Origin of the sequence: Aliidiomarina soli, assembly GCF_003986975.1 — a bacterium.
GTDB classification, from domain to species: Bacteria; Pseudomonadota; Gammaproteobacteria; order Enterobacterales; family Alteromonadaceae; genus Aliidiomarina; species Aliidiomarina soli.
The window spans coordinates 264474-285909 of the sequence record NZ_PIPO01000003.1; the positions used below are offsets into that span (position 1 = coordinate 264474).

The 21436-nt window shown below is 51.5% G+C and carries 14 protein-coding genes and 3 tRNA genes; 14 read left to right on the top strand and 3 right to left on the bottom strand.

Annotated elements, in window-relative coordinates; translation table 11 throughout:
- The first annotated feature begins 39 nt into the window (after window positions 1-39).
- The 3 genes from CWE14_RS07810 (at window position 40) to CWE14_RS07820 (ending at window position 385) form a co-directional block, all read left to right on the top strand.
- Window positions 40-116 (top strand) — tRNA-Asp (locus CWE14_RS07810).
- A gap of 41 nt (window positions 117-157) precedes the next feature.
- Window positions 158-234: transfer RNA gene (locus tag CWE14_RS07815), tRNA-Asp, on the top strand.
- Between the two features lie 74 nt (window positions 235-308).
- Window positions 309-385: transfer RNA gene (locus CWE14_RS07820), tRNA-Asp, on the top strand.
- A gap of 140 nt (window positions 386-525) precedes the next feature.
- Here CWE14_RS07820 and CWE14_RS07825 read toward each other — a convergent pair.
- The gene (locus tag CWE14_RS07825; RefSeq protein ID WP_126798856.1) at window positions 526-2094 is read right to left on the bottom strand and encodes a methyl-accepting chemotaxis protein; all 1569 of its coding nucleotides are present in this window, start codon (window positions 2092-2094) and stop codon (window positions 526-528) included.
- A 184-nt stretch (window positions 2095-2278) separates the two neighbouring features.
- Between CWE14_RS07825 and dnaE the strand changes: the two genes are divergently transcribed.
- From dnaE to tilS, 3 genes are read left to right on the top strand one after another with little or no spacing between them, the layout of a single operon-like run.
- A complete protein-coding gene (gene dnaE, locus CWE14_RS07830; RefSeq protein WP_126798857.1) occupies window positions 2279-5761 on the top strand; it encodes a DNA polymerase III subunit alpha in 3483 nt (1160 codons plus the stop codon).
- A 20-nt stretch (window positions 5762-5781) separates the two neighbouring features.
- Window positions 5782-6738, top strand: coding sequence for an acetyl-CoA carboxylase carboxyl transferase subunit alpha (accA, locus tag CWE14_RS07835; RefSeq protein WP_126789754.1), 957 nt, complete (start codon window positions 5782-5784; stop codon window positions 6736-6738).
- Window positions 6725-8077 (top strand): tRNA lysidine(34) synthetase TilS, encoded by a 1353-nt coding sequence (gene tilS / locus CWE14_RS07840; protein ID WP_126798858.1) that lies wholly within the window; start codon window positions 6725-6727, stop codon window positions 8075-8077. Before accA ends, tilS begins: the two co-directional genes overlap by 14 nt.
- Here tilS and CWE14_RS07845 read toward each other — a convergent pair.
- Together CWE14_RS07845 and CWE14_RS07850 are read right to left on the bottom strand one after the other, a co-directional pair.
- The gene (locus CWE14_RS07845; protein WP_126798859.1) at window positions 8032-8928 is read right to left on the bottom strand and encodes a GGDEF domain-containing protein; all 897 of its coding nucleotides are present in this window, start codon (window positions 8926-8928) and stop codon (window positions 8032-8034) included. The two genes, tilS and CWE14_RS07845, sit on opposite strands and share 46 nt — an antisense overlap.
- Before the next feature lie 344 nt (window positions 8929-9272).
- Complete coding sequence (locus CWE14_RS07850; RefSeq protein ID WP_126799103.1) at window positions 9273-10391, bottom strand: patatin-like phospholipase family protein; 1119 nt, start codon at window positions 10389-10391, stop codon at window positions 9273-9275.
- A 147-nt stretch (window positions 10392-10538) separates the two neighbouring features.
- Between CWE14_RS07850 and CWE14_RS07855 the strand changes: the two genes are divergently transcribed.
- From CWE14_RS07855 to CWE14_RS07890, 8 genes are all read left to right on the top strand, one after another.
- Complete coding sequence (locus CWE14_RS07855) at window positions 10539-11777, top strand: efflux RND transporter periplasmic adaptor subunit (RefSeq protein WP_126798860.1); 1239 nt, start codon at window positions 10539-10541, stop codon at window positions 11775-11777.
- Window positions 11770-14946 carry an efflux RND transporter permease subunit gene (locus tag CWE14_RS07860; RefSeq protein ID WP_126798861.1) on the top strand — a complete coding sequence of 1059 codons (3177 nt, stop codon included), beginning with the start codon at window positions 11770-11772 and terminating at the stop codon, window positions 14944-14946. Before CWE14_RS07855 ends, CWE14_RS07860 begins: the two co-directional genes overlap by 8 nt.
- Before the next feature lie 83 nt (window positions 14947-15029).
- Window positions 15030-15833 (top strand): DUF599 domain-containing protein, encoded by an 804-nt coding sequence (locus CWE14_RS07865; RefSeq protein WP_126798862.1) that lies wholly within the window; start codon window positions 15030-15032, stop codon window positions 15831-15833.
- A gap of 6 nt (window positions 15834-15839) precedes the next feature.
- Window positions 15840-16898, top strand: coding sequence for a succinylglutamate desuccinylase (astE, locus tag CWE14_RS07870; protein ID WP_126798863.1), 1059 nt, complete (start codon window positions 15840-15842; stop codon window positions 16896-16898).
- Between the two features lie 217 nt (window positions 16899-17115).
- Entirely contained in the window at window positions 17116-18300 is a 1185-nt protein-coding gene (locus CWE14_RS07875) for a thiamine pyrophosphate-dependent dehydrogenase E1 component subunit alpha (RefSeq protein ID WP_126798864.1), read from the top strand.
- Between the two features lie 2 nt (window positions 18301-18302).
- Window positions 18303-19280 carry an alpha-ketoacid dehydrogenase subunit beta gene (locus CWE14_RS07880; protein ID WP_126798865.1) on the top strand — a complete coding sequence of 326 codons (978 nt, stop codon included), beginning with the start codon at window positions 18303-18305 and terminating at the stop codon, window positions 19278-19280.
- Window positions 19281-19291: 11 nt separating this feature from the next.
- Window positions 19292-20872 (top strand): dihydrolipoyllysine-residue acetyltransferase, encoded by a 1581-nt coding sequence (locus CWE14_RS07885; RefSeq protein ID WP_126798866.1) that lies wholly within the window; start codon window positions 19292-19294, stop codon window positions 20870-20872.
- A 138-nt stretch (window positions 20873-21010) separates the two neighbouring features.
- Window positions 21011-21412 carry a hypothetical protein gene (locus tag CWE14_RS07890; protein WP_126798867.1) on the top strand — a complete coding sequence of 134 codons (402 nt, stop codon included), beginning with the start codon at window positions 21011-21013 and terminating at the stop codon, window positions 21410-21412.
- Window positions 21413-21436: the final 24 nt, after the last annotated feature.

Sequence of the window (21436 nt, forward strand, 5' to 3'; positions counted from 1 at the left end):
ATTATCCTCGCCGCATTGAGAGCGAACGCTGTATACAGCGGAGCGGTAGTTCAGTTGGTTAGAATACCGGCCTGTCACGCCGGGGGTCGCGGGTTCGAGTCCCGTCCGCTCCGCCAATTCGTTTCTTGATGCAATGTTAGCGTAAGCTCAGGTATGTGGAGCGGTAGTTCAGTTGGTTAGAATACCGGCCTGTCACGCCGGGGGTCGCGGGTTCGAGTCCCGTCCGCTCCGCCACTTGAACTGAGCAAACGCAAGCAGCAAAAAGCATGCACAAAGATGAACAAGCTTTCGGATAGAAAGTACCGTGTGGAGCGGTAGTTCAGTTGGTTAGAATACCGGCCTGTCACGCCGGGGGTCGCGGGTTCGAGTCCCGTCCGCTCCGCCACTTAATAATCGCCTTAAGGCGATTTTTTTGTGCCTGAAATTCGTGCCGGATGGCTAGAGCACAAACCACCATTGCTGGTGGTCTGCCCCTATATACCTTTATCTGCTCAGGTTTACAGAATCGACGCCTGGTAGAACCGACTAACGCGCTGCAAACCGCTTAATCAGTGAATACAGCTCTTCCGTGGTGGTGGACAGTTGCTCGCTTGAGTCGAATGTATTTTGGGCATTCTGTTTACTCTGCTGAGCGATATCGGAAATAGCGGTAATTTGCTGATTAATATGTTCCGCTACATTGCTTTGCTCTTCCACAGCGGTCGCCATTTGCATTGAGGCGTCGGTGATATCGTTGATGGCACGTGCAATATCACGCAACGCGCTTTCTGTTTGCTCAACCTTACTTACCCCAGCCAAGGCTGTTTCTTCACCGGCCAGAGAAACACTGACGGCGTCCTCTGCACGTTCTTTCAGGTTATTCACAATTGAATGGATATTCTGTGTTGATTCGCGTGTGCGTTGCGCTAACGCGCGAACTTCCTGGGCGACGACTGCAAATCCACGGCCGTGCTCACCAGCGCGTGCCGCTTCAATCGCTGCGTTGAGCGCAAGTAAATTAGTCTGTTCAGCAATGTCAGAAATCAGGTCAGCGGCCTGCCCAATACTGCCTGTTGATTCAGCCAGTGCTTTCACCGTCGCAGCAATGCTGTGCACTGATTTATTCAGATTCTCAATTGCAAGCAGCGCTTCAGCGGCAGTTTCGGTGCTGCTGTCGACACTCTTGCTGGCGACATCTGCCTGGGCGGCATTGCTCTCAACTTTATCTGCTACTTCGCCGATTGAGGTCGCCATTTCATTAATCGCTGAGGCGGTATTCTCGGTCGCGTTGTTCTGCTCTTCGATCAACTGGTTACTGGACTGAGCCTGAGTACGGGTTTGCGCGACGATTTGATGCAACTGAGTGGCGGCATCTTCAATCCGGGTCAAGGCGGTGCGGGCACGAGCTGCCTCACTTAGCAGTACCAAGTTCAATTGCGCGCGCAGACCATGCCAGTCACTGTAGCTTTGTGCGACCAACGGGTCCTGATAGGCATCCGGACGTTGAGCTAACATGGCACGCAGACAACTATTTGAATGCGCCTGTTGCCAGGCCAGGGCGGCTGCGCCACTGGCCAGACCGACGATGGCTGCAGTAGGGCCAGCAATCGCCGCCAGAATGGCACTACCAACTAAACCAGGCACTGCCACAGGTAGCATTTCGCGACCATAGCTAAGCGCTTGTTGCATGCCGGTACGGGCAGATTTTCCGGCGCGGATACGATCATACATTTGTTGTGCGCGTTGCTTCGAGGCTTCATCCGCATTCACCCGAACGGACTCATAGCCTACAATGGTTGAACCGTCTTTAATTGGGGTCACATACGCACTTACCCAGTAGTGGTCGCCGTTCTTACAGCGGTTTTTAACCACCCCCATCCAGGCTTTACCGCTGCGTAAGCATTCCCACATGTCTTTGTAGACAGCTGGGGGCATATCAGGGTGGCGCACGAGGTTATGAGGGGCACCAATCAGTTGCTCTTCGCTAAAGCCGGAAACCTCGACAAAAGCGTCATTGCAGTGAGTAATGATACCGCGGGTATCAGTAGACGAAATTAATCGATAATGCTCTGGGTAACGGTGTTCTTTTCCACTTACCGGAAGGTTGTTGCGCATAGTGTTTTTTTACTCTTTGTTAGTAGTCCCTTATACCTCAAAAGGGTAACAGATTTCCGACCCTGGTTGGACCCTTTTCATCGGTGGCGATCCGCTTGTCTTTAAGGCACAATAACAGGTCTGTTTGTGTATGTTTAGCTGTCTGCGTATGACCGCGTTTTAGCTGCAAAAGGTTACCTATTTAATGACATCAACACCTGCTTTTATTCACTTGCGTGTGCATAGCGATTTTTCCATGATCGATGGCGTACAAAAAGTAGGGCCGCTGTGTAAGCGAGCGTCTGAGCTGGCAATGCCTGCTGTGGCATTGACCGACCAGATGAATATGTGTGGTTTGGTGCGTTATTACAAAACCTCAGAAGACCTCGGCCTTAAACCATTAATCGGGGCTGATTTGTGGGTGCTTAGCGATGACTGGCCGGATACCCCATTCCGTCTGACGGTACTGGCAGCAAATAACACGGGCTATCAGAATTTGACCCTGTTGATATCGGATGCCTACCTTCGAGGTCATCGTTGCGGGCGGCCGTGCATCGAGCAAAGCTGGCTGGCTGACAAAGCAGACGGTTTGATTGTGCTTTCTGGTGCCAAAGACGGTGATGTCGGCCAGGCGTTACTGCAGCGCAATGAGAAAGCGTTGCAGCAAAGCCTGCAATTTTATCAAACCCATTTCGCCGACCATTTTTATCTTGAATTAATCCGCACCGGACGGCCGCAGGAAGAAGACTATCTGCATCTGGCGGTTGATCTGGCGAGTCAATACGACCTCCCGGTGGTGGCTACGAACGAAGTCGTTTTCCTCGATGCTGAAGACTACGACGCCCATGAAATCAGGGTTTCAATTCATGACGGCTATACCCTAGGCGACCCACGTCGGCCCAAGCAATACAGCGAACAACAGTATCTGCGCAGTGCAGCCGAAATGGCAGAGGTGTTCGCAGATATTCCAGAAGCGCTCGCCAACACGATCGAAATAGCCAAGCGTTGCAATGTCACCGTGACGCTCGATGAGTATGTATTGCCGGACTTTCCAACTGGCGATATGAGCATTGCTGATTATCTGGTGCAGGCGTCGCAGAAGGGGCTTGAAGAACGGCTCGAATTTCTTTTTCCGGACCCTCAGCAACGGGCCGCTCAACGCGGTGAATATGATGAGCGCCTGCAAATCGAGCTGAAAGTTATCAATGACATGGGCTTCCCTGGTTACTTCCTGATCGTGATGGAGTTTATTCAGTGGAGTAAAGACAACAATATTCCGGTGGGGCCGGGGCGGGGCTCGGGTGCGGGCTCGCTGGTCGCCTATGCGCTGAAAATTACCGATCTCGATCCGCTTGAATTCGATTTGCTTTTCGAGCGTTTTCTGAATCCGGAGCGGGTTTCGATGCCCGATTTCGATGTCGATTTCTGCATGGATCGGCGTGACGAGGTGATTGACCACGTGGCTGATCTATACGGCCGCGATGCGGTGTCTCAGATCATTACGTTCGGTACTATGGCCGCAAAAGCAGCGGTGCGTGACGTTGGCCGGGTACTTGGGCATCCGTATGGGTTTGTTGACCGAATCTCCAAGCTTATTCCTGGCGCTCCCGGGATGACTCTGGCCAAGGCCTTTGAAGAAGAGCCTCGTCTGCCTCAGTTATACAACGAAGACGAAGACGTTAAAGAGGTCATTGATATGGCCCGGCGTCTTGAAGGTGTAACCCGAAATGCTGGTAAGCACGCCGGTGGGGTGGTGATATCGCCGACTAAAATTACCGACTTTTCACCGCTCTATTGCGATGAAGATGGAAACTTTCCGGTTACTCAGTTTGATAAGAACGATGTTGAAACTGCTGGGTTGGTTAAATTCGACTTCCTTGGTTTACGCACCCTGACCATTATCCAGTGGGCGTTGGATATGGTGAACCCGAGGTTGCGTAAGGAAGGCCGTGAACCAGTTGATATTGTGGCGATTCCTCTGGATGACAAGGAATGTTTCCGGTCGCTGAAAAAAGCCGAGACGACTGCCGTATTCCAGCTTGAGTCACGCGGAATGAAAGAGCTGATCAAGCGCCTGCTGCCGGATAGCTTCGAAGACATTATCGCTTTAGTGGCGCTGTTCCGGCCGGGGCCTCTGCAATCAGGGATGGTCGACAACTTCATTGACCGTAAGCACGGCCGGGAAGCAATCTCTTACCCCGATGCACAATATCAGCACGACTCCCTGAAGACGATTCTGGAACCGACCTACGGGGTTATTCTTTACCAGGAACAGGTTATGCAAATCGCTCAGGTGCTGGCCGGGTATAGCCTGGGTGGTGCTGACTTGCTGCGTCGGGCGATGGGTAAGAAAAAACCGGAAGAAATGGAAAAGCAACGCGCGGTGTTCGAAAAAGGCGCGGCTGATAATGGAATTGACCCGGAACTTGCAATTAAAATCTTTGATCTGGTAGAGAAGTTCGCCGGTTACGGCTTTAACAAGTCGCATTCTGCAGCTTATGCGCTGGTCTCCTATCAAACCTTGTGGATGAAGGTTCATTACCCCGCAGAGTTCATGGCCGCGGTGATGTCGGCCGATATGGATAACACCGATAAGATTGTTACCCTGGTCGACGAATGTGAACGCATGGGGTTAACCATCTTGCCGCCCGATGTGAATAAAGGCGAACATAAATTCAGTGTCGATGACGAGCAGCGTATTGTTTATGGCATTGGTGCTATCAAGGGAGTCGGCGAGGGGCCGATAGAGTCTATTATTACCGCGCGTAATGAGGACGGGCCATTTCGGGATTTGTTTGATTTCTGTCGTCGGGTCGACCTCAAAAAACTGAATCGCCGGGTTATGGAGCGACTGATTAAAGCGGGTGCTTTGGATAACCTTGGACCGCACCGGGCGACGCTTATGGCAACACTCGGAAAAGCAATGAAACAGGCGGATCAGGCAGCGAAAAATGAGGCCATGGGGCAGGCGGATCTGTTTGGCGTATTAAGCGCTGAGTCGACAGATGATATTGATGCTGAATTTGTGCAGGTGTCAAAGTGGCCAGAACCGATGTGGCTCGAGGCTGAGCGAGAGACGTTAGGACTCTATTTAACCGGTCACCCGATTAACCGCTATCGGCGCGAGCTGAAACATTATGCCAGTGGCCGTTTAGCCGACCTGGGTGAAACCGGGCGTGGTAATTACGTCAGTGCGGCGGGACTGGTGCTGGATGTGCGGATGATGGTCAATAAGAAAGGCCAGCGCTGGGCCATCGTGACGCTCGATGATAGAAGTATGCGAATGGATATGCGACTGTATAGCCAGGAGTTTGAAAAATATGAGGACTTGCTGCAAAAAGACTCAATTTTGTGGGTAAAAGGAGAAGTCCGATTTGATAACTTCAGTGGTGGCAATACAATGACCGCTTATGAAGTAATGACAGTAGAGCAGGCGCGTGCCCAATACGTTAAAGGTCTGAGTATTCAGCTCGACCTTGCCACACTGGCCAAACCGCAGCTGACTCGTATCGAACAGGCATTGCAAAGTGCGGCTGGGGGAACCTGCCCAATTGTTTTACAATGTCAGTTAGAGAATGCCAGTGTGGATCTGAAACCAGGTGGTAACTGGTTTATTGAACCGAAAGACGATGTCCTTTACGAACTATGGGATATACTGGGCACCAGCCAGGTCAAGCTGGTCTTTTAATCGAAAGTTGGAATGTACTGATGAGCCTGAATTTTCTGGATTTTGAACAACCTATCGCTGAATTAGAAGCGCAGATCGATGAATTACGCAGTGTCAGCGCTAAAGGTGATCTGAACATTGACCTTGAAAAAGAGGTGAAACAGTTACAAAAGAAGCGTATTGAGCTGACCGAAAAGATTTTTTCTGACCTGTCATCCTGGCAGGTTGCACAGTTGGCTCGTCATCCATTGCGTCCGTATACGCTGGATTATATTCAGCATATGTTCACCGATTTTGATGAATTGGCAGGCGATCGAGCCTTTGCTGATGACAAAGCCATCGTGGGTGGCATTGCCCGTCTGGATGGCAAACCAGTGATGGTGATTGGTCAGCAGAAAGGCCGCGAAACCCGTGAGAAAGTACGTCGTAACTTCGGCATGCCGAAACCAGAGGGTTATCGAAAAGCATTGCGTCTGATGGAAATGGCGGAACGTTTTAAGATGCCTGTTCTGACATTCATCGATACCCCTGGTGCGTATCCGGGTGTTGGCGCTGAAGAACGTGGTCAAAGTGAGGCCATCGCGCGTAATCTTAAAGTGATGTCGCGTTTGAAAGTGCCAACAATCTGTACCGTGATCGGTGAAGGTGGGTCGGGCGGCGCACTGGCGATAGGCGTTGGTGACAAAGTTAATATGCTGCAATACAGCACCTACTCAGTTATTTCTCCGGAAGGCTGTGCCTCGATTTTGTGGAAAAGTGCAAGTAAAGCCGAACTGGCTGCCGATGCCATGGGGGTTACTGCTCAGCGTTCACACGAACTGGGTCTGGTTGATACCATCATTGCAGAACCTTTGGGCGGGGCGCATCGTGACCATATTGAAGTGGCGAGTCGTTTAAAAGCACAACTACTGAATGATCTTGACCGTCTGCAAGGGCAGGATACCGACAGTTTGCTTGACAGCCGTTACCAGAAACTAATGAATTTTGGCTACTGTTAAGTCCATTAGTGACCAGTTTTATCAAAGTTATTGTGCGGCCCTTGCCAGTTTGCAACTGCAAGGGCCGTCCTCCATTGTCGTTGCGTTAGGTGGTGGCGCTGACTCCCAGTCAGTGCTCGATTTAACCCTGCGCTACCGGCAGCAACACCCTCAACATCATTACCTTGCTATTCATCTGGACCATTATTTTCACCCTGACTCGCCACAGTGGGCGCAGTTCCTGCGTGAGTACTGCCAGCGTTCCTCCATTGACTACATTGTCGAACCGCTGGATGTTCCGCTCAGCAATCGCCAGAGTAAAGAAGCACAGGGGCGTGATGCCCGTTATCAGCGCCTGACCGAACTGACTGACGACAACGCAGTGATCCTGCTTGGTCAGCACCTCAGTGATCAGACTGAAACATTTTTATTGCAGCTTAAACGCGGTTCCGGGCCGAAAGGACTTGCCTCGATGGCGGCTGTGGCGCCATTCAGCGGAAGGCGCCGACTGTGTCGCCCGTTGCTTGGGCACAGCAAAGATGAAATTTATCAGTATGCGAATGCGCGTCAACTGCAATGGGTGGAAGATGATACCAACCTCGATACCCGCATTGAACGCAATTTTTTGCGTCACGAGATTGTCCCTGAATTGCGCGCCCGCTGGCCGCAGTTCGAACAAACTGTTGCTCGTTCGGCACGGCTTTGTGGTGAGCAACAGCAGTTGCTAGAGAGTCTGTTGGAGTCGGATTTGCAGTTACGCCTGGACGAAAATGGTTTAGATAGCAGCGCTTTCGACAACCTGTCCTCTGTTCACCAGGCCGCGCTGTTACGTTTGTTCATTCAGCGTCAGGGCGCGGCGATGCCCAGCGAAGCCGTACTCTCGCAGATGCTGCAGCAGATGCAGGGCGGTAAGGTTCAGGTGCGCTGGTCGCAGTGGCAACTGCGTAGTCATCGTGACCGCGTGCAGGTACTTCCGTTATTCGCGGACTTAAGCCAGTTTAGTCTGGCCTGGGATGGTGCAGAGGCGCTCCAATTGCCGGATGGACTAGGCGAATTGACAGCGAGCGGAACGCAGGAAGTCATGGTGGACGCAGATACGCAGTTGCAGGTGCGACTATTGCGCCATTCTGATGATTTTCAGCGCAGACCCGGTGGTACTTTGCATAAAGCGCATCGTTTATTAAAAAAGCAGGGCATTGCAGAATGGCAACGCCAACGCTGGCCGGTTGTTACCGACGGCCACCAGCTGTTATGGGTGCCGTTACTCGGTATCAATCATCAAATTGAGTGCGCGCAAGGGGCCCAGCGAGGTATTTACCCGAACTGGGTCAGGGCTAGCGTAGCCGGCGTTACTAACTGATTACGACCGTTTCGTTTGGCGCAGTAAAGTGCTTTGTCGGCATCTTCAAGAAGGCTTTCTGCGTCATGTGATGGTTTGACGAAAACCGCGCCTGCCGAGCAGGTGATAGCATGCTCGCGTAATAACGGATGGCTATCGATGGATAGTTGTAAACGACGGAAAATCCGCTGCAAGGTAATTTCATCCGGGCTGTCAACAATGACCAGGAATTCATCCCCACCATAGCGGAACAACCGATCGCTGCCCCGCAATTGTTGCTGCAGGATCGCGGCGAATTCAGCCAGTACATGGTCGCCGCACTGATGCCCGTGGATATCATTGACCGCTTTAAAGTTATCCAGATCCAGTAATACCAGCGCATGGCGTTGATTGTGGCGTTCATGTTCGGTCAGTAGTTGCTGCAGCACTTCGTCCAGTAGGACGCGGTTGCCCAGGTTGGTCAGGTGGTCGCGTACTGCCTGAAAGCGTAAGCGGCGAAATTGAAGAGCGTTGTGCAACGGATAAAGCAAATTTACTTCGCAGTGTTTAAGCCAACTGAGCTGCTGCTTATTCGGGCTGGTAGAAAAATAATAATGAAGTTCACCGAGAAAGTTGCCATTCAAGCGCAGTTGATGGACCTTGCAGGGGGCTTCCAGTCCTGCAGCATGGCGCATTAGGACCGATTGAATATCCTGGTGTTGATAGCTGAGGCTAAGCAGGTCGAGCTCGCTTTGGATAAAGGTATAGTACGAGTTCAAAATAGCTTCTAACTCGAGGCTTTTTTGCAGTTGCTGCAATAACAGCTCGGTACCTGAATACGTATTGCCTGCAAAGTCGGTCTGTGGTGCTGATGCATTCACTAGCTTGTCCATCCCTATCGAGCCTGTTTTACAACTTATACTGCTTTACCGAGGCATTGTTATACATTCATACATCATCGTGGGGTAGGGTGTGCCCTGTGGACATTTTAAGCAACCTTGCCTGATACCCTGACCTCACAATCCTGCACACTATGATCTTTATCGTACCTTCTATCTTAAAAGGTCGATGATCGGTTAGCCCCCTAAACGTCCTATGAACAAAGATGGTTCCTAGGAGTTTTTTCGTAGGTGCACATAGTTAGAGTATAGAAAGTAAACGGTAATTGTAGATCAGGCTGTGTAAAGATCTAGCAAAGTTTGCGTAGTTGTTATTGAGCCAGCACAAGCTATATTGTTTATCGTATTGGTCGGCCGCCAAGCTCAAGAAAGTGATGAATTTCACTTTCCTGTTTCAGCGCATCCTGGTAGCCAATATCGATTAGCTCCCGGCAGTACTCTTTTTCAAAGAGCAGGTAACTGACGATGCTGGAAGGGGTATCCTGATCGACTCCAACCAGCCCTAGCAGGCGTCGCACTGCACTGGGCATGCGCTCAAAATGGCGGTGCGCCATTTGATTGAAATCCAGTTCCGGTTTGACTATCAGCGTATCAACGAGGCGTAGTTCCGGGTGTTCACTGCCGGCCCGTTGCAGTTGACGAATGGTACTGTTGATACGTTGCATACGTTCAACATCGGAATTCAGGGTATCGGCAAAGATAGTATCCAGTAAGTGCCCGGCAATAGTGGCGCTAGACGGAACGTAATGCCGCTGCAGATGATCCTCCATGTGCGGCTGGTCGACACCTATCACCAGGATTTTACTCGCCCCCAAGTGCACTGGCGGGCTTAATGGCGATATCTGGTGAATAGCGCCGTCGCCGTAAAACTTATGTTGCAGTTCGATAGCGGGGAAGATCATCGGAATAGCGGCAGATGCCATCAGATGTTCAGCCGTCAAGCGGCTGCGGACACCCTCGCGGTTGGCACGTTTCCAGTTCTTATAATGGGAGGCGCCCTCAAAAAATGAGATCGAGTGTCCACTGTTGTAACAGGACGCGTTGATGGCAATAGCGCGCAGGTAGCCACGCTGTATCTGGCGGTCTATTTTTCTGAAATCGACCACCCGATGAATAAGTTCCCGCAGCGGTTGATTGTCAAAAAGGCTGGAGGCAGGGTTCTCAGCGGTTTCGGACTGAAAAATTCGACCAACCCGACTCATCAGATGCCCGAAGACTTCGCCGGTTGAGCATTTATAGACCTGATCGGTGGAAAAGTTGGTCCATACCTGCTCTAGTTTCTTTACCGCCAGATGAAAATTGGATGAATAGCAGGCCAGACTGGCTGCGTTCAGTGCGCCTGCTGAGGTACCGGTCAGAATCCGAAATGGCAGGGGATGAGCGCGAGGCACCATGCTGGCGATGCCTTTTAGTACGCCGACCTGGTAGGCTGCGCGGGCGCCGCCACCTGTCAGCATGAGAGCAGGTTCGTATGAGTGTTGGACGATTGACACAGTTAGTTACATCTTTCCTTGTCTGATTTACAAATGGTTACGCCTTGTCGGCTGACACAGGATGGATAACTCATTCATAATACCTTCAACTTCTAATAATAGTATAACGCCATGGCTTCTAAGAAACGCATTATTTTACCCATTGTCATTCTTGTTGCTGCGATCCTGGTCGCGGTTCTGTTGGCCAGTATGCGCCAGGCACCTGAGCGAGGGGGCGCTGAACGACTCCCTGTATTGGTAGATTTTCAGGTGGTACAACCAGACAGTCATCAGTTTAGCATTGCTGCGCAAGGCAATGTATTACCTAAGTATGACACCACTTTGGTGGCTGAAGTGAGTGGTCAGGTGGTTCATGTCGATAATCGTTTCGTGGTGGGTGGTTTTTTCAATGCTGGTGATGTGCTGTTGCAGATTGACCCCTCTGATTACGAAGTCGCACGCGAAGAAGCGCGGGCAAATCTGGCCCGCGCCCAGGCAGCGGTGGCGGAAGAGCGTGCGATGGGCCGCGTGGCAGAAGCGGAATGGCGTTCTATCGAGGCTGGCGAGATTCCGTCGTTGGGGTTACGTGAACCGCAACTGGCCAGTGCACTGGCTGAACTGCAATCGGCGGACGCGCGGTTATCGCAGGCGGAGCGAAATCTTGAGCGGACGCGGATCCGGGCGCCCTTTGATGGTGTGTTGCAAAGCCGCGAGGTTACCCTGGGTCAATACGTCTCGACCAATTCGGTGGTTGGCAACATACTCGGAACCAATATCGCAGAAATCCGCTTACCCTTAACCGACCAGGACATGGCATTTCTGGATATTCCAACGGGTCTGGTTGAGGATAAATCAGGGCCGGCTGTGACGCTGAAAGCGTCGATTTCAGGACGCCGCTATGAATGGCCAGGAACGATAGTAAGAACCGAAGGTGTAGTTGATGCTGGCAGTCAGGTCACCTATGCCGTAGTCGAGGTGCAGGACCCTTATAACCGTCAGGGTTCCAGCCATGAGCGGGTGCTTAATTTTGGTCGTTTTGTTGAAGCAGAGGTCGAAGGGATTCGGCTTGAGAATCTGGTTGAGCTTCCGCGCTACGCTGTCAATTCAAATAATATGACCTGGGTGATTTCAGATGAGGCCCCCCGCATACTGGAACAACGTGAAGTTGTGGTCGAGCGGCGGGATCGGCATACGGTTTTTGTCAGAGAAGGTCTGGCAGCTGGCGAGCGGGTCATGCTGACCCAACTGGATAATCCCATTAGTGGTCAGCGAGTGCGTATCGAAGGGGACGAGGAAGCAACTGAAGTGCAAGACGGCAGCGACGCCTCCACAGAGTCGGACGAAGCGGTAGAGGGGGCTGCGGATGAGTGAGCAACAGCCAGATCAGCGCCCACCTGAGCGGGGTCTTATTGCCTGGTTCACCCGTAATACGGTAGCGGCGAACTTATTGATGGCGTTCATTATTATTGGCGGCATCATGTCGGTACTGACCATTCGTAAGCAAATGTTCCCTACTGTCGAGCTGAACATGATCACGATCCAGGTGCCGTTTCCGGGCGCCGCGCCTCAGGAAGTGGAACAGGGGGTTATCATTCGCATCGAAGATGCGCTGGATAACACTCAGGGAATCAAAAACCTGCGCAGTACAGCGCGCGAAGGGCTGGCATCGATTTCAGTTGAACTGGAGAACGATTACCCAATTCAGGAAGTGATGGACGAAGTCCGTATGCGGGTCGACAGTATCACCAGCTTTCCGGCGCAGATAGAGCCGCCAAATATTTATCGTACCCGTATGCAAAGGCAAATTATCTGGTTGTCGGTATATGGAGATCTGGACGAGCGGGCGCGTAAATTGATGGCAAATGAAGTCCGTGATGAACTACGCAGCCAGCCTGGCATAAGTCAGGTCGCAGTCGTCGGAGCACGCGAGTACGAAATTTCGATTGAGGTGGCCGAAGCTGATTTGCAGCGCTATGGATTAACCTTTAACGATATCACGGCAGCCATCCGCGGCACGTCGTTGGATGTGCCCGGCGGGTCGATCCGTACGCCCAATGGCGATATTTTGCTCCGCGCCAAGAACCAAAGCTATATCGGAGATGAGTTTGAGCGCATTGTGCTGGTGCGCAGGGATGACGGTACCAGATTGCTGCTAAGCGATATAGCCCGGGTTCAGGATGGCTTTGTCGAGCGACGCAGTTTTGCTGAGTTTGATGATAAACCTGCAACCTTTGTTCGCGTTGAATCAATCGGTGATCAGAACGACCTGGCCATTGCCAGAGCGGTGAAATCTTACGTCGACAATAAACGCAATGACCTGCCAGAGGGCGTCGAACTGGCCCACTGGGGCGACAGTTCGTACTACCTGCAAGGGCGCCTGGACCTGATGCTGAACAATATGTACATCGGTGTCTTACTGGTGTTCCTCGCCCTCAGCCTGTTCCTGCAAATTCGCCTGGCGTTCTGGGTCATGGTGGGGCTGCCGGTCTGCTTCCTTGGTGCCTTTATGCTAATGCAGCTATCGGCGATTGATGTTTCGGTCAATATGATCTCATTATTTGGCTTTATTCTGGTTCTCGGTATTGTGGTCGACGATGCGATTATCATTGGCGAGAGCACATACTCTGAGATAGAGAAGTATGGCAAGAGTGAAGAAAACGTCATTCGCGGAGCCAAGCGGGTGGCTATCCCCGCTACTTTTGGGGTGTTAACGACGATAGTGGCGTTTGTCCCCATGTTGATGGTGGATGGGGCCATGGCTGGGATCTGGCAGTCGATTGCCTGGGTGGTTATTTTATGCCTTGGTTTCTCGCTGATTGAATCGAAATGGATCCTGCCTGCGCATATTAACCATATGAAGTTCTCGCGTACGGCAGAGGCGAAGCAGAACGGTTTTCAGCGCTTTCGCAACGGCTTTGCGGACAAACTGAAACGTTTCGTTGAAACGCGTTACCGCCCATTTGCGGCAAAATGTGTCGACTTCCGCTATACCACGCTGGCGACGTTTCTCGCTTTGTTTATTTTAATGATTGGGCTGATAAACAGTGGTGTGGTGCGCTGGGTGTTTTTCCCCAATATTCCCAGTGACTTCGTTCAGGTGTCGTTGGAAATGCAGCCCGGCACAAACGAAGAACGAACCATTCAGTCACTCAGCCAAATCCGCAACGCACTGTATGAAATCGACTCAGAGTATCAGCAGGAACATGACGAACCTGCAGTACGCCATGTAAATACCTTTATTAATTCAGCCGAACAGGGAACCATCGTTGTAGAGCTTGAAAAAGGTGAGTCGCGTGAAATCGATGGCTTTATGATTGTTAACCAGTGGCGTGAGAAAGTACCGGAAATGGCTGGGATTAAGAGCCTCAACTTTGAAGGTAGTATCGGCGGAGGCGGTGGTTACGACATTGAGTTCCAGTTAAGCGGATCTGATTTGGATCAGTTATCACAAGCTGCACTGGAACTGCGAACGGCGATGGCGGAGTACGATGGGGTATTTGATATTTCAGATACGTTTGGCGCGCCCCAGCAAGAGATTCAGCTGGTACTGAAGCCAACGGCCGATCAATTAGGTATTACTTTGCAGGATCTGGCGACCCAGGTTCGTTACGCGTTTTATGGCGCAGAAGCGCAACGCATCCAGCGTGACGATGAAGAAGTGCGGGTGATGGTCCGGTACCCACTGTCTGAACGACAGTCGATTGGTAATCTGGAAGCATTGAAAGTGCGTACCGCCGATGGTCGTGAAGTGCCGTTCACTGCGGTTGCCGAAGCTATTGAAGCCGACGGCTACAGTTCGATTAATCGGGTCAATGGTGTGCGCTCGGTCAATGTGCGGGCACGGGTCGATAAGTCCCGAGTCGAACCTTTCGCCATTATTCGTGATATTCGCAGTGAACAGTTGGATGATATTTTAGCGAAGTACCCCAACGTTCGTTTCGGCCTCGAAGGGGCCAGTCAGGACGAGCAGGACGCCTTAGGCGCATTGGCAATAGGTTTTGTATTTGCGATGTTTGGTATCTATGCACTGATAGCCATTCCTTTGCGGTCATACAGCCAGCCGCTGATTATCATGTCGGTGATACCGTTCGGTATTATCGGGGCGGTCGCCGGACATCTGATTATTGGTATGCCGGTTAGTATTTTGTCCTTATTTGGTATCATTGCGTTAGCGGGGGTTGTGGTCAACGACAGCCTGATTTTGGTGGATTATGTCAATCAATCGAGGGAACAGGGTGTGAGCCTGAAACAATCGGTAGTGGATGCCGGTTGTGCACGTTTTCGCGCGATCGTACTGACCTCGCTGACGACCTTTGCTGGTCTGCTTCCGATCGTTCTCGAGCGAAGCATCCAGGCACAACTGGTTATTCCGATGGCGATATCACTGGCATTTGGTATTTTATTTGCCACGGTTATTACGTTGTTACTGATCCCATGCTTATACCTGGTTCTGGATGACGTTAAGCGCCTGTTCAGGAAGTCCCAGCCAGGGCCCGCCGAACAGCCCTTGAGCCAGCCGGCAATGGATTCCTCTAACTAGCTTCAGCCCTTGATGCGGGGGGCGCTTAGGTCTATGATGCGAAAGCATAATAAAGGCATCAACCTAAGCGCAAGGACCCCCGCATGAATGAGCTTCCTCTGATCGATATTGTCGCCTTAGCCTGGTTTGTAGTGCTGTGGGTTGGCTATTCATTGTTTGCTAAAAAACGAGCCCGTCATATCCATTGCCTCTCCAGCATTCTGCGCAGCCTGCGGGTCGACTGGATGTATGCAGTGACGCACAAAGATAACCACATCGCGGATGCCAGCCTGATTGGTAATGTTGAGCGCAACGTGACCTTTTTTGCCTCATCCACTGTTCTGGTGCTGGCTGGTGTTTTCACCGTGTTAGCTTCAAGTGATGCGTTTGTACGTGTTATCAACCAATTACCTTTCACCGCCGAACAGACCGCCAATCTGGTTATTCTTAAACTCGCCGGCCTGGCCGCTATTTTAGTGTTCGCGTTTTTCAAGTTCACCTGGTCCATTCGCCAGTTTGGTTTTGTCTCTGTGTTACTCGGTATGGCGCCTAACATGAGTCGTTCGACGGTGAGTGAAGAAGCTCGCGACCGTTATGCGCGGAACACCGCAAAGGTCCTTGATCAGGCCGGACATGAATACAACTACGGCCTGCGCGCCTACTATTTTGCTCTGGCTTATCTGTGTTGGTTTACCAATCCGCTATTCTTTATTGTCGCCAGTGCTGTGGTTGTGGGGGTGTTGTATCGCCGTGAATATCGTTCACGGGTGTTGCGAGCCTTGTTGGCGACCAAAGGTTTTGAACCAGGACCAATGCCGGAAGACGAGCGTAAAGCGCAGTTAAAGGCAACCAGTACCCGGCTGGAAGAATTTGAAAATGAATTAAAAGATAACAAACAAGGGGACTAGATCAGCGTGCTCAACAACGAGAATTTTTTGCAGTTTACCCGCGCCAACGAATGGGGCATTGAAAGTAACGCCGACGTACTCAGTGCCACCTCCCTGGACAATGGTGTTGGGGTCGAAGTCTGGGACAGTGGGGTGATTGTATTTACCCCAGCAAACTCTACCCCAGCAACAAAGGGTTCACTGGACTTGGTGCTGAGCTGCGCAGTGCATGGTGATGAAACGGCTCCAATTGAGATTTGTGATGAGTTAATTGAAGCCATTCGTGAGCAATCACTTACGCCTGCGGTGCGGGTGATGTTCATTATTGCCAATCCGGCAGCGATTAATATTGGTAAGCGCTTTGTTGATGAAAATATGAACCGCCTGTTCAGTGGTGCTCATAGTGAAGGTGAAGGCCTGAGCAACAACGAACGTGTACGCGCTAAAGCGATTGAAGGCTATGTGCAGCGTTTCTTCGAACAGGCGCCAGCTGGCGAGCGGCAACGGCTGCATTATGACATGCACACCGCGATTCGTGATTCACAGCACGAGAAGTTCGCAGTCTACCCGTTCACCCATGGCAAGCCCTACAAGAAGGCGCAGCTGCAACTGTTGGCTGCTATGGGCGTAGATACAGTGCTACTGCACGAAGGGCCGACCACCACTTTTTCGTATTTTAGTGTGCGTCAGTTCGATGCGGACGCCTTTACGCTCGAGTTAGGGAAAGTCCGCCCCTTTGGTGAAAATCCAGTAGAGAACTTTGCCGCCTGCCGCAGCACGTTGCGCCAGCTGATTGCCGGTCAGGACCTTGCCTTGGGTGAGTTTGACCCGGCCCGGCACCATATCTATCAGGTGCTGCGGAGTATCAATCGTACCCAGCAGGACTTTGAGCTCAATTTTGCTGATGACGTGGCAAATTTTACTGAATTCGAGCCCGGTTACGTTCTCGCCCGCGATGGTGACAAAGCGTACCCGGTGCTGGAAAAAGGCGAGGCGATTATTTTTCCGAATGCCAAGGTTGCACTCGGTCAGCGCGCGTTGATCACGGTAAAAGAAATAGATCCCGGGCAACTAAATCTGGTCTGAGCAGTCTTCCAGTTTCAGCCAACAACGGCGCATGACGCGGCGCTTGGGGGCTTGCTGTGAACTGTATTGCGCAGTGAACACCTGGCGCATGGCACAAAGCCCGAATCCGTTTGCAACCAAGTTGACGTAAAGGTAAAGTTGCGCACATTTGTAACAGCATCCACGTTCAGACCGCAGCACGGCTTTCGCTGCACTGCGGATCGAAAGAGAGAAGGTTATGGCTACACAAACAACGAAACAGCCTGATGTGGTGACCTCAGTTGAGGTTATCGACGGTCATGCACTGCGCATTCCGATGTTCCAGTTGCTGGATAAAGATGGCAAACCTCATGAAGGCGTTACTCTGCCTGAAATAGATAAAGACCTGGCACTGAAAATGTTCAGTACCATGCAATTTATTCGGGTTCTTGATGAGCGCATGATTGCAGCTCAGCGCCAGGGGCGGATTAGCTTTTACCTTTCGTCACTGGGCGAAGAGGCGGCAAGCATAGGCTCTGCAGCGGCGCTTAAGTTCGACGACATGATCATGGGTCAATACCGTGAACAAGGGTCACTGGCTTTTCGCGGATTCACTATTAAGCAGTTCATGAACCAGCTGTTTTCAAATGCGGAAGACCTCGGTAAAGGACGTCAGATGCCAGTTCACTACGGCTGCGCTGATTTGAACTTTATGACTATTTCATCGCCGCTGGGCACACAGATCCCGCAGGCCACAGGTTACGCCTATGGGCAAAAGCATGAAGACTCAGGCTTATGCACGCTGGTGTACTTTGGTGAAGGTGCGGCGTCAGAAGGTGACTTCCATGCGGGGCTGAATATGGCCTCGGTGCTGAAAGTGCCGGCAATTTTCTTCTGCCGCAACAATGGCTACGCGATCTCCACGCCGATCAGCGAACAGCTGGCTGGTGACGGTATTGCACCGCGTGGTGTTGGCTATGGTATGAAAACCATTCGTGTCGACGGCAACGATATTCTGGCTGTCTATGCAGCCACGCAGGAAGCACGCCGTTTAGCGGTTGAGGAAAACGAGCCAGTGCTGATTGAAGCGATGTCGTATCGTATGGCTGGCCATTCTACCTCTGATGATCCGACTGGTTATCGTACCCGTGATGAAGAACAGGCCTGGCGTGATAAGTGCCCGCTGAAACGTTTTCGCAATTACCTGCTGAGCAAAGGCTGGATTAATGAAGAAGATGCCGATGCCCAGCAGCAGGAAGTAAAAGAAGCAGTACTGGCGGCGCTGAAAGAAGCAGAGAAGGTTCCAGTTCCGCACATTGATGAAATCATCAATGATGTGTATGACACCCCGACCGAGCAGCTGAAAGAGCAGCTTGAGCAACTGAAAGAGCACGTTCGTAAGTATCCGGACGCGTATCCGAAGACATCAGAAGGGGTGAAATAATAATGGCGAAGATGAATTTATTACAGGCCATCAATAGTGCCCTTGATGTGGCGATGGCAAAGAATGACAAAGTCACTGTGTTTGGCGAAGACGTCGGCCATTTCGGCGGCGTTTTCCGTGCCACCAGTGGTCTGCAGGAAAAATACGGGCGTAGCCGCTGTTTTAATACCCCGTTGGTTGAACAGGGTATTATTGGCTTTGCCAACGGCCTGGCCTCGCAGGGTGGCCTGCCAGTCGCGGAAATTCAGTTTGGCGACTATATTTTTCCGGCATTCGATCAGATCGTCAACGAGACGGCGAAGTTTCGTTACCGCTCAGGCAACGAATTTGATGTGGGTGGCCTGACGATACGTACACCCTATGGCGGTGGTATCCATGGTGGTCACTACCATTCGCAGTCACCAGAAGCCTACTTTGCCCATACTCCTGGTCTGAAAATTGTTATTCCACGCAATCCGTATGAAGCGAAAGGCTTGTTGCTAAGTGCGATTTTCGATCCGAATCCAGTGCTCTTTATGGAGCCCAAGCGGATGTACCGTGCCGCGGTTGGTGAAGTGCCGGAAGAGGAATATACCATTCCGCTGGGTAAAGCGGAGGTGGTGAAAGAAGGTAGCGACATTACTCTGGTTGGCTGGGGTGCGCAGATCGAAGTGATCGAGAAAGCAGCAGAACTGGCTGAGAAAGATGGTGTTAGCTGTGAAATTATCGACCTGCGCAGTATTTTGCCGTGGGACGCGGATACCGTCGCTGAGTCAGTGATGAAAACCGGTCGCCTGGTTATTTCTCAGGAAGCGCCGCATACGATGGCGTTCGGCTCAGAAGTGGCTGCAACAATTCAGGAAAAGGCATTCCTCTACCTGGAGTCGCCGATTGCGCGGGTTTCGGGCCTGGATACGCCGTACCCACTGGCGCACGAGAAAGAGTACATGGCAGACCACCTGAAAACCTACGAAGCCATTAAGCGTTCACTGAATTACTAAGGAGCCTGAGCATGAGTACAGATTTTATCTTACCTGACATTGGCGAAGGCATTGTAGAGTGCGAAATCGTTGAATGGGTGGTAGCTGAAGGCGACAGCGTGAAAGAAGATCAGGTTGTGGTTGAGGTAATGACCGATAAAGCCGTGGTAGAAATTCCGGCTAAATCTGATGGCGTTGTGGTTAAGCATTATTATGCGAAAGGTGACGTCGCGAAGGTTGGTGAGGCATTGTTTGCGATCGATGAAGAAGGCTCGTCATCATCAGAAGAGACAGCTGAGAGTAAGCCGCAGCCGAAAGAACCTGCGGACTCCAGCGCCGACGAAATAAACGCGACTGCCAGTGAGGAGTCCCCTCAAAGCAATGGCCACAGCAATGACTTTATATTGCCGGATATTGGCGAAGGCATTGTCGAGTGCGAGATCGTTGAATGGCATGTTCAACAGGGCGACCAGGTAAAAGAAGACCAGGTTGTGGTTGAAGTCATGACTGATAAGGCTGTGGTCGAGATCCCGGCGAAGACAGATGGCGTGGTGAGCAAGCTTTACCATGCTAAAGGTGAAATCGCCAAAGTGGGTGACCCTTTATTTGCCTTGCAAGGTACTGGTGACGCAGCCGCTGATGCACCTGCTAAAGCATCCGCTGACACCGCGGCCAGCAACCAAGCAGCGTCGGCCACAGAAGCGCCCAAAGCAGCGTCGCAAGGTAAAGCATTGGCGAGCCCTGCGGTACGCCGGCGTGCCCGCGAAGCTGGCATCGACATTGCGGCAGTACCTGGTAGCGGGAGCAAGGGGCGCGTTCTTAAAGAAGATATTCAGAGTTATGTTGATGGCGGCAAGGACAAACCAGCCCCAGCGCAAGCGACTTCAAGTCCGTCTAAAGCCACAGGTGGCAGCCGCACTGAACCATTGAAAGGGGTTAAAGCGGCGATGGCCAGATTAATGGCTGAGTCGGTGCGTACCATTCCGCATTTCACCTATGCTGAAGAATTTGATTTAACTGAACTTCGTGCCATGCATAAGAAGCTGAAAGCGAAGTACGTCGACAAAGGCGTTAAACTGACTTTGATGCCATTCTTTATCAAAGCGCTGTCGCTGGCGCTTAAAGAATATCCGATTATGAATGCTCAGTTGAACGATGAAGCCAGTGAGATCACCTATTTCGAGGATCACAATATTGGCATGGCTGTGGCGACCAAAATTGGACTCATGGTACCGAACATCAAAGGTGTGCAGAATATGACCTTGTTGCAGGTCGCGGAAGAAGTCACCCGACTGACCAATGCAGCGCGTGACGGCAAAGTCGCTCAGGCCGATATGAAAGGCGGTACTATCACCATTTCCAATATTGGAGTGGTAGGCGGTACGGTAACCACGCCCATTATCAATAAGCCCGAAGCCGCTATTGTTGCCTTAGGTAAGGTGCAAAGTCTGCCGCGTTTTGATGAGCAAGGCGCAGTGGTTGCCCGCGATATCATGACGGCAAGCTGGTCAGGCGACCATCGCATTATTGATGGCGCGACGGTGGCGAATTTCAATAACCGCTGGAAAGAGTTTCTTGAAGATCCCTCCAGCATGTTAGTGGAAATGGCGTGAGGTAACTCGCGTAGCGCCAGTCATCACTGAATGTAAAAGCACACCCTCGGGTGTGCTTTTTTGTGTCATCAATTCGCCATTTTCGTGAATTGCACTAGCCTTTTAAAGGATGTTCTTAGTGAAAAACGAGGTGCAGTGATGGGATTCTGGAAACGTTTATTCTCAGGCTCGAATCAGCCAGACAAAGATTCAACGGTGGGTGTAGACCCGACTCGTGATCAGAAAATGAAAGCGGAGGAGAAAAAGTCAACGGCATCGGAAGGCGCTAAATTTAGCGGTCGAACCGAAGAAACCAAGGCACAGAAGCAGGCTGACCCGGAAACACGGGAAATTGTCCAGGATGCAGAGGAGTATCCGAAAGAAAGTAAGCCTCGTGGCGATGTTGATGCCGCCAACGCAGGGGGCGCTGTGAAAGCAAAGAAAAGCAAGGAAGAGCAACGCAAGACCCAGCCTAAACCTGCTGCTGAACAGAAAACTACGCCGCACGAAGCCGAACCAGGAACGGGTAAACCACATGCAGGAGATCATAAAGAAAAGTAGTCTGGTTCGAACTATAAGAGGTAC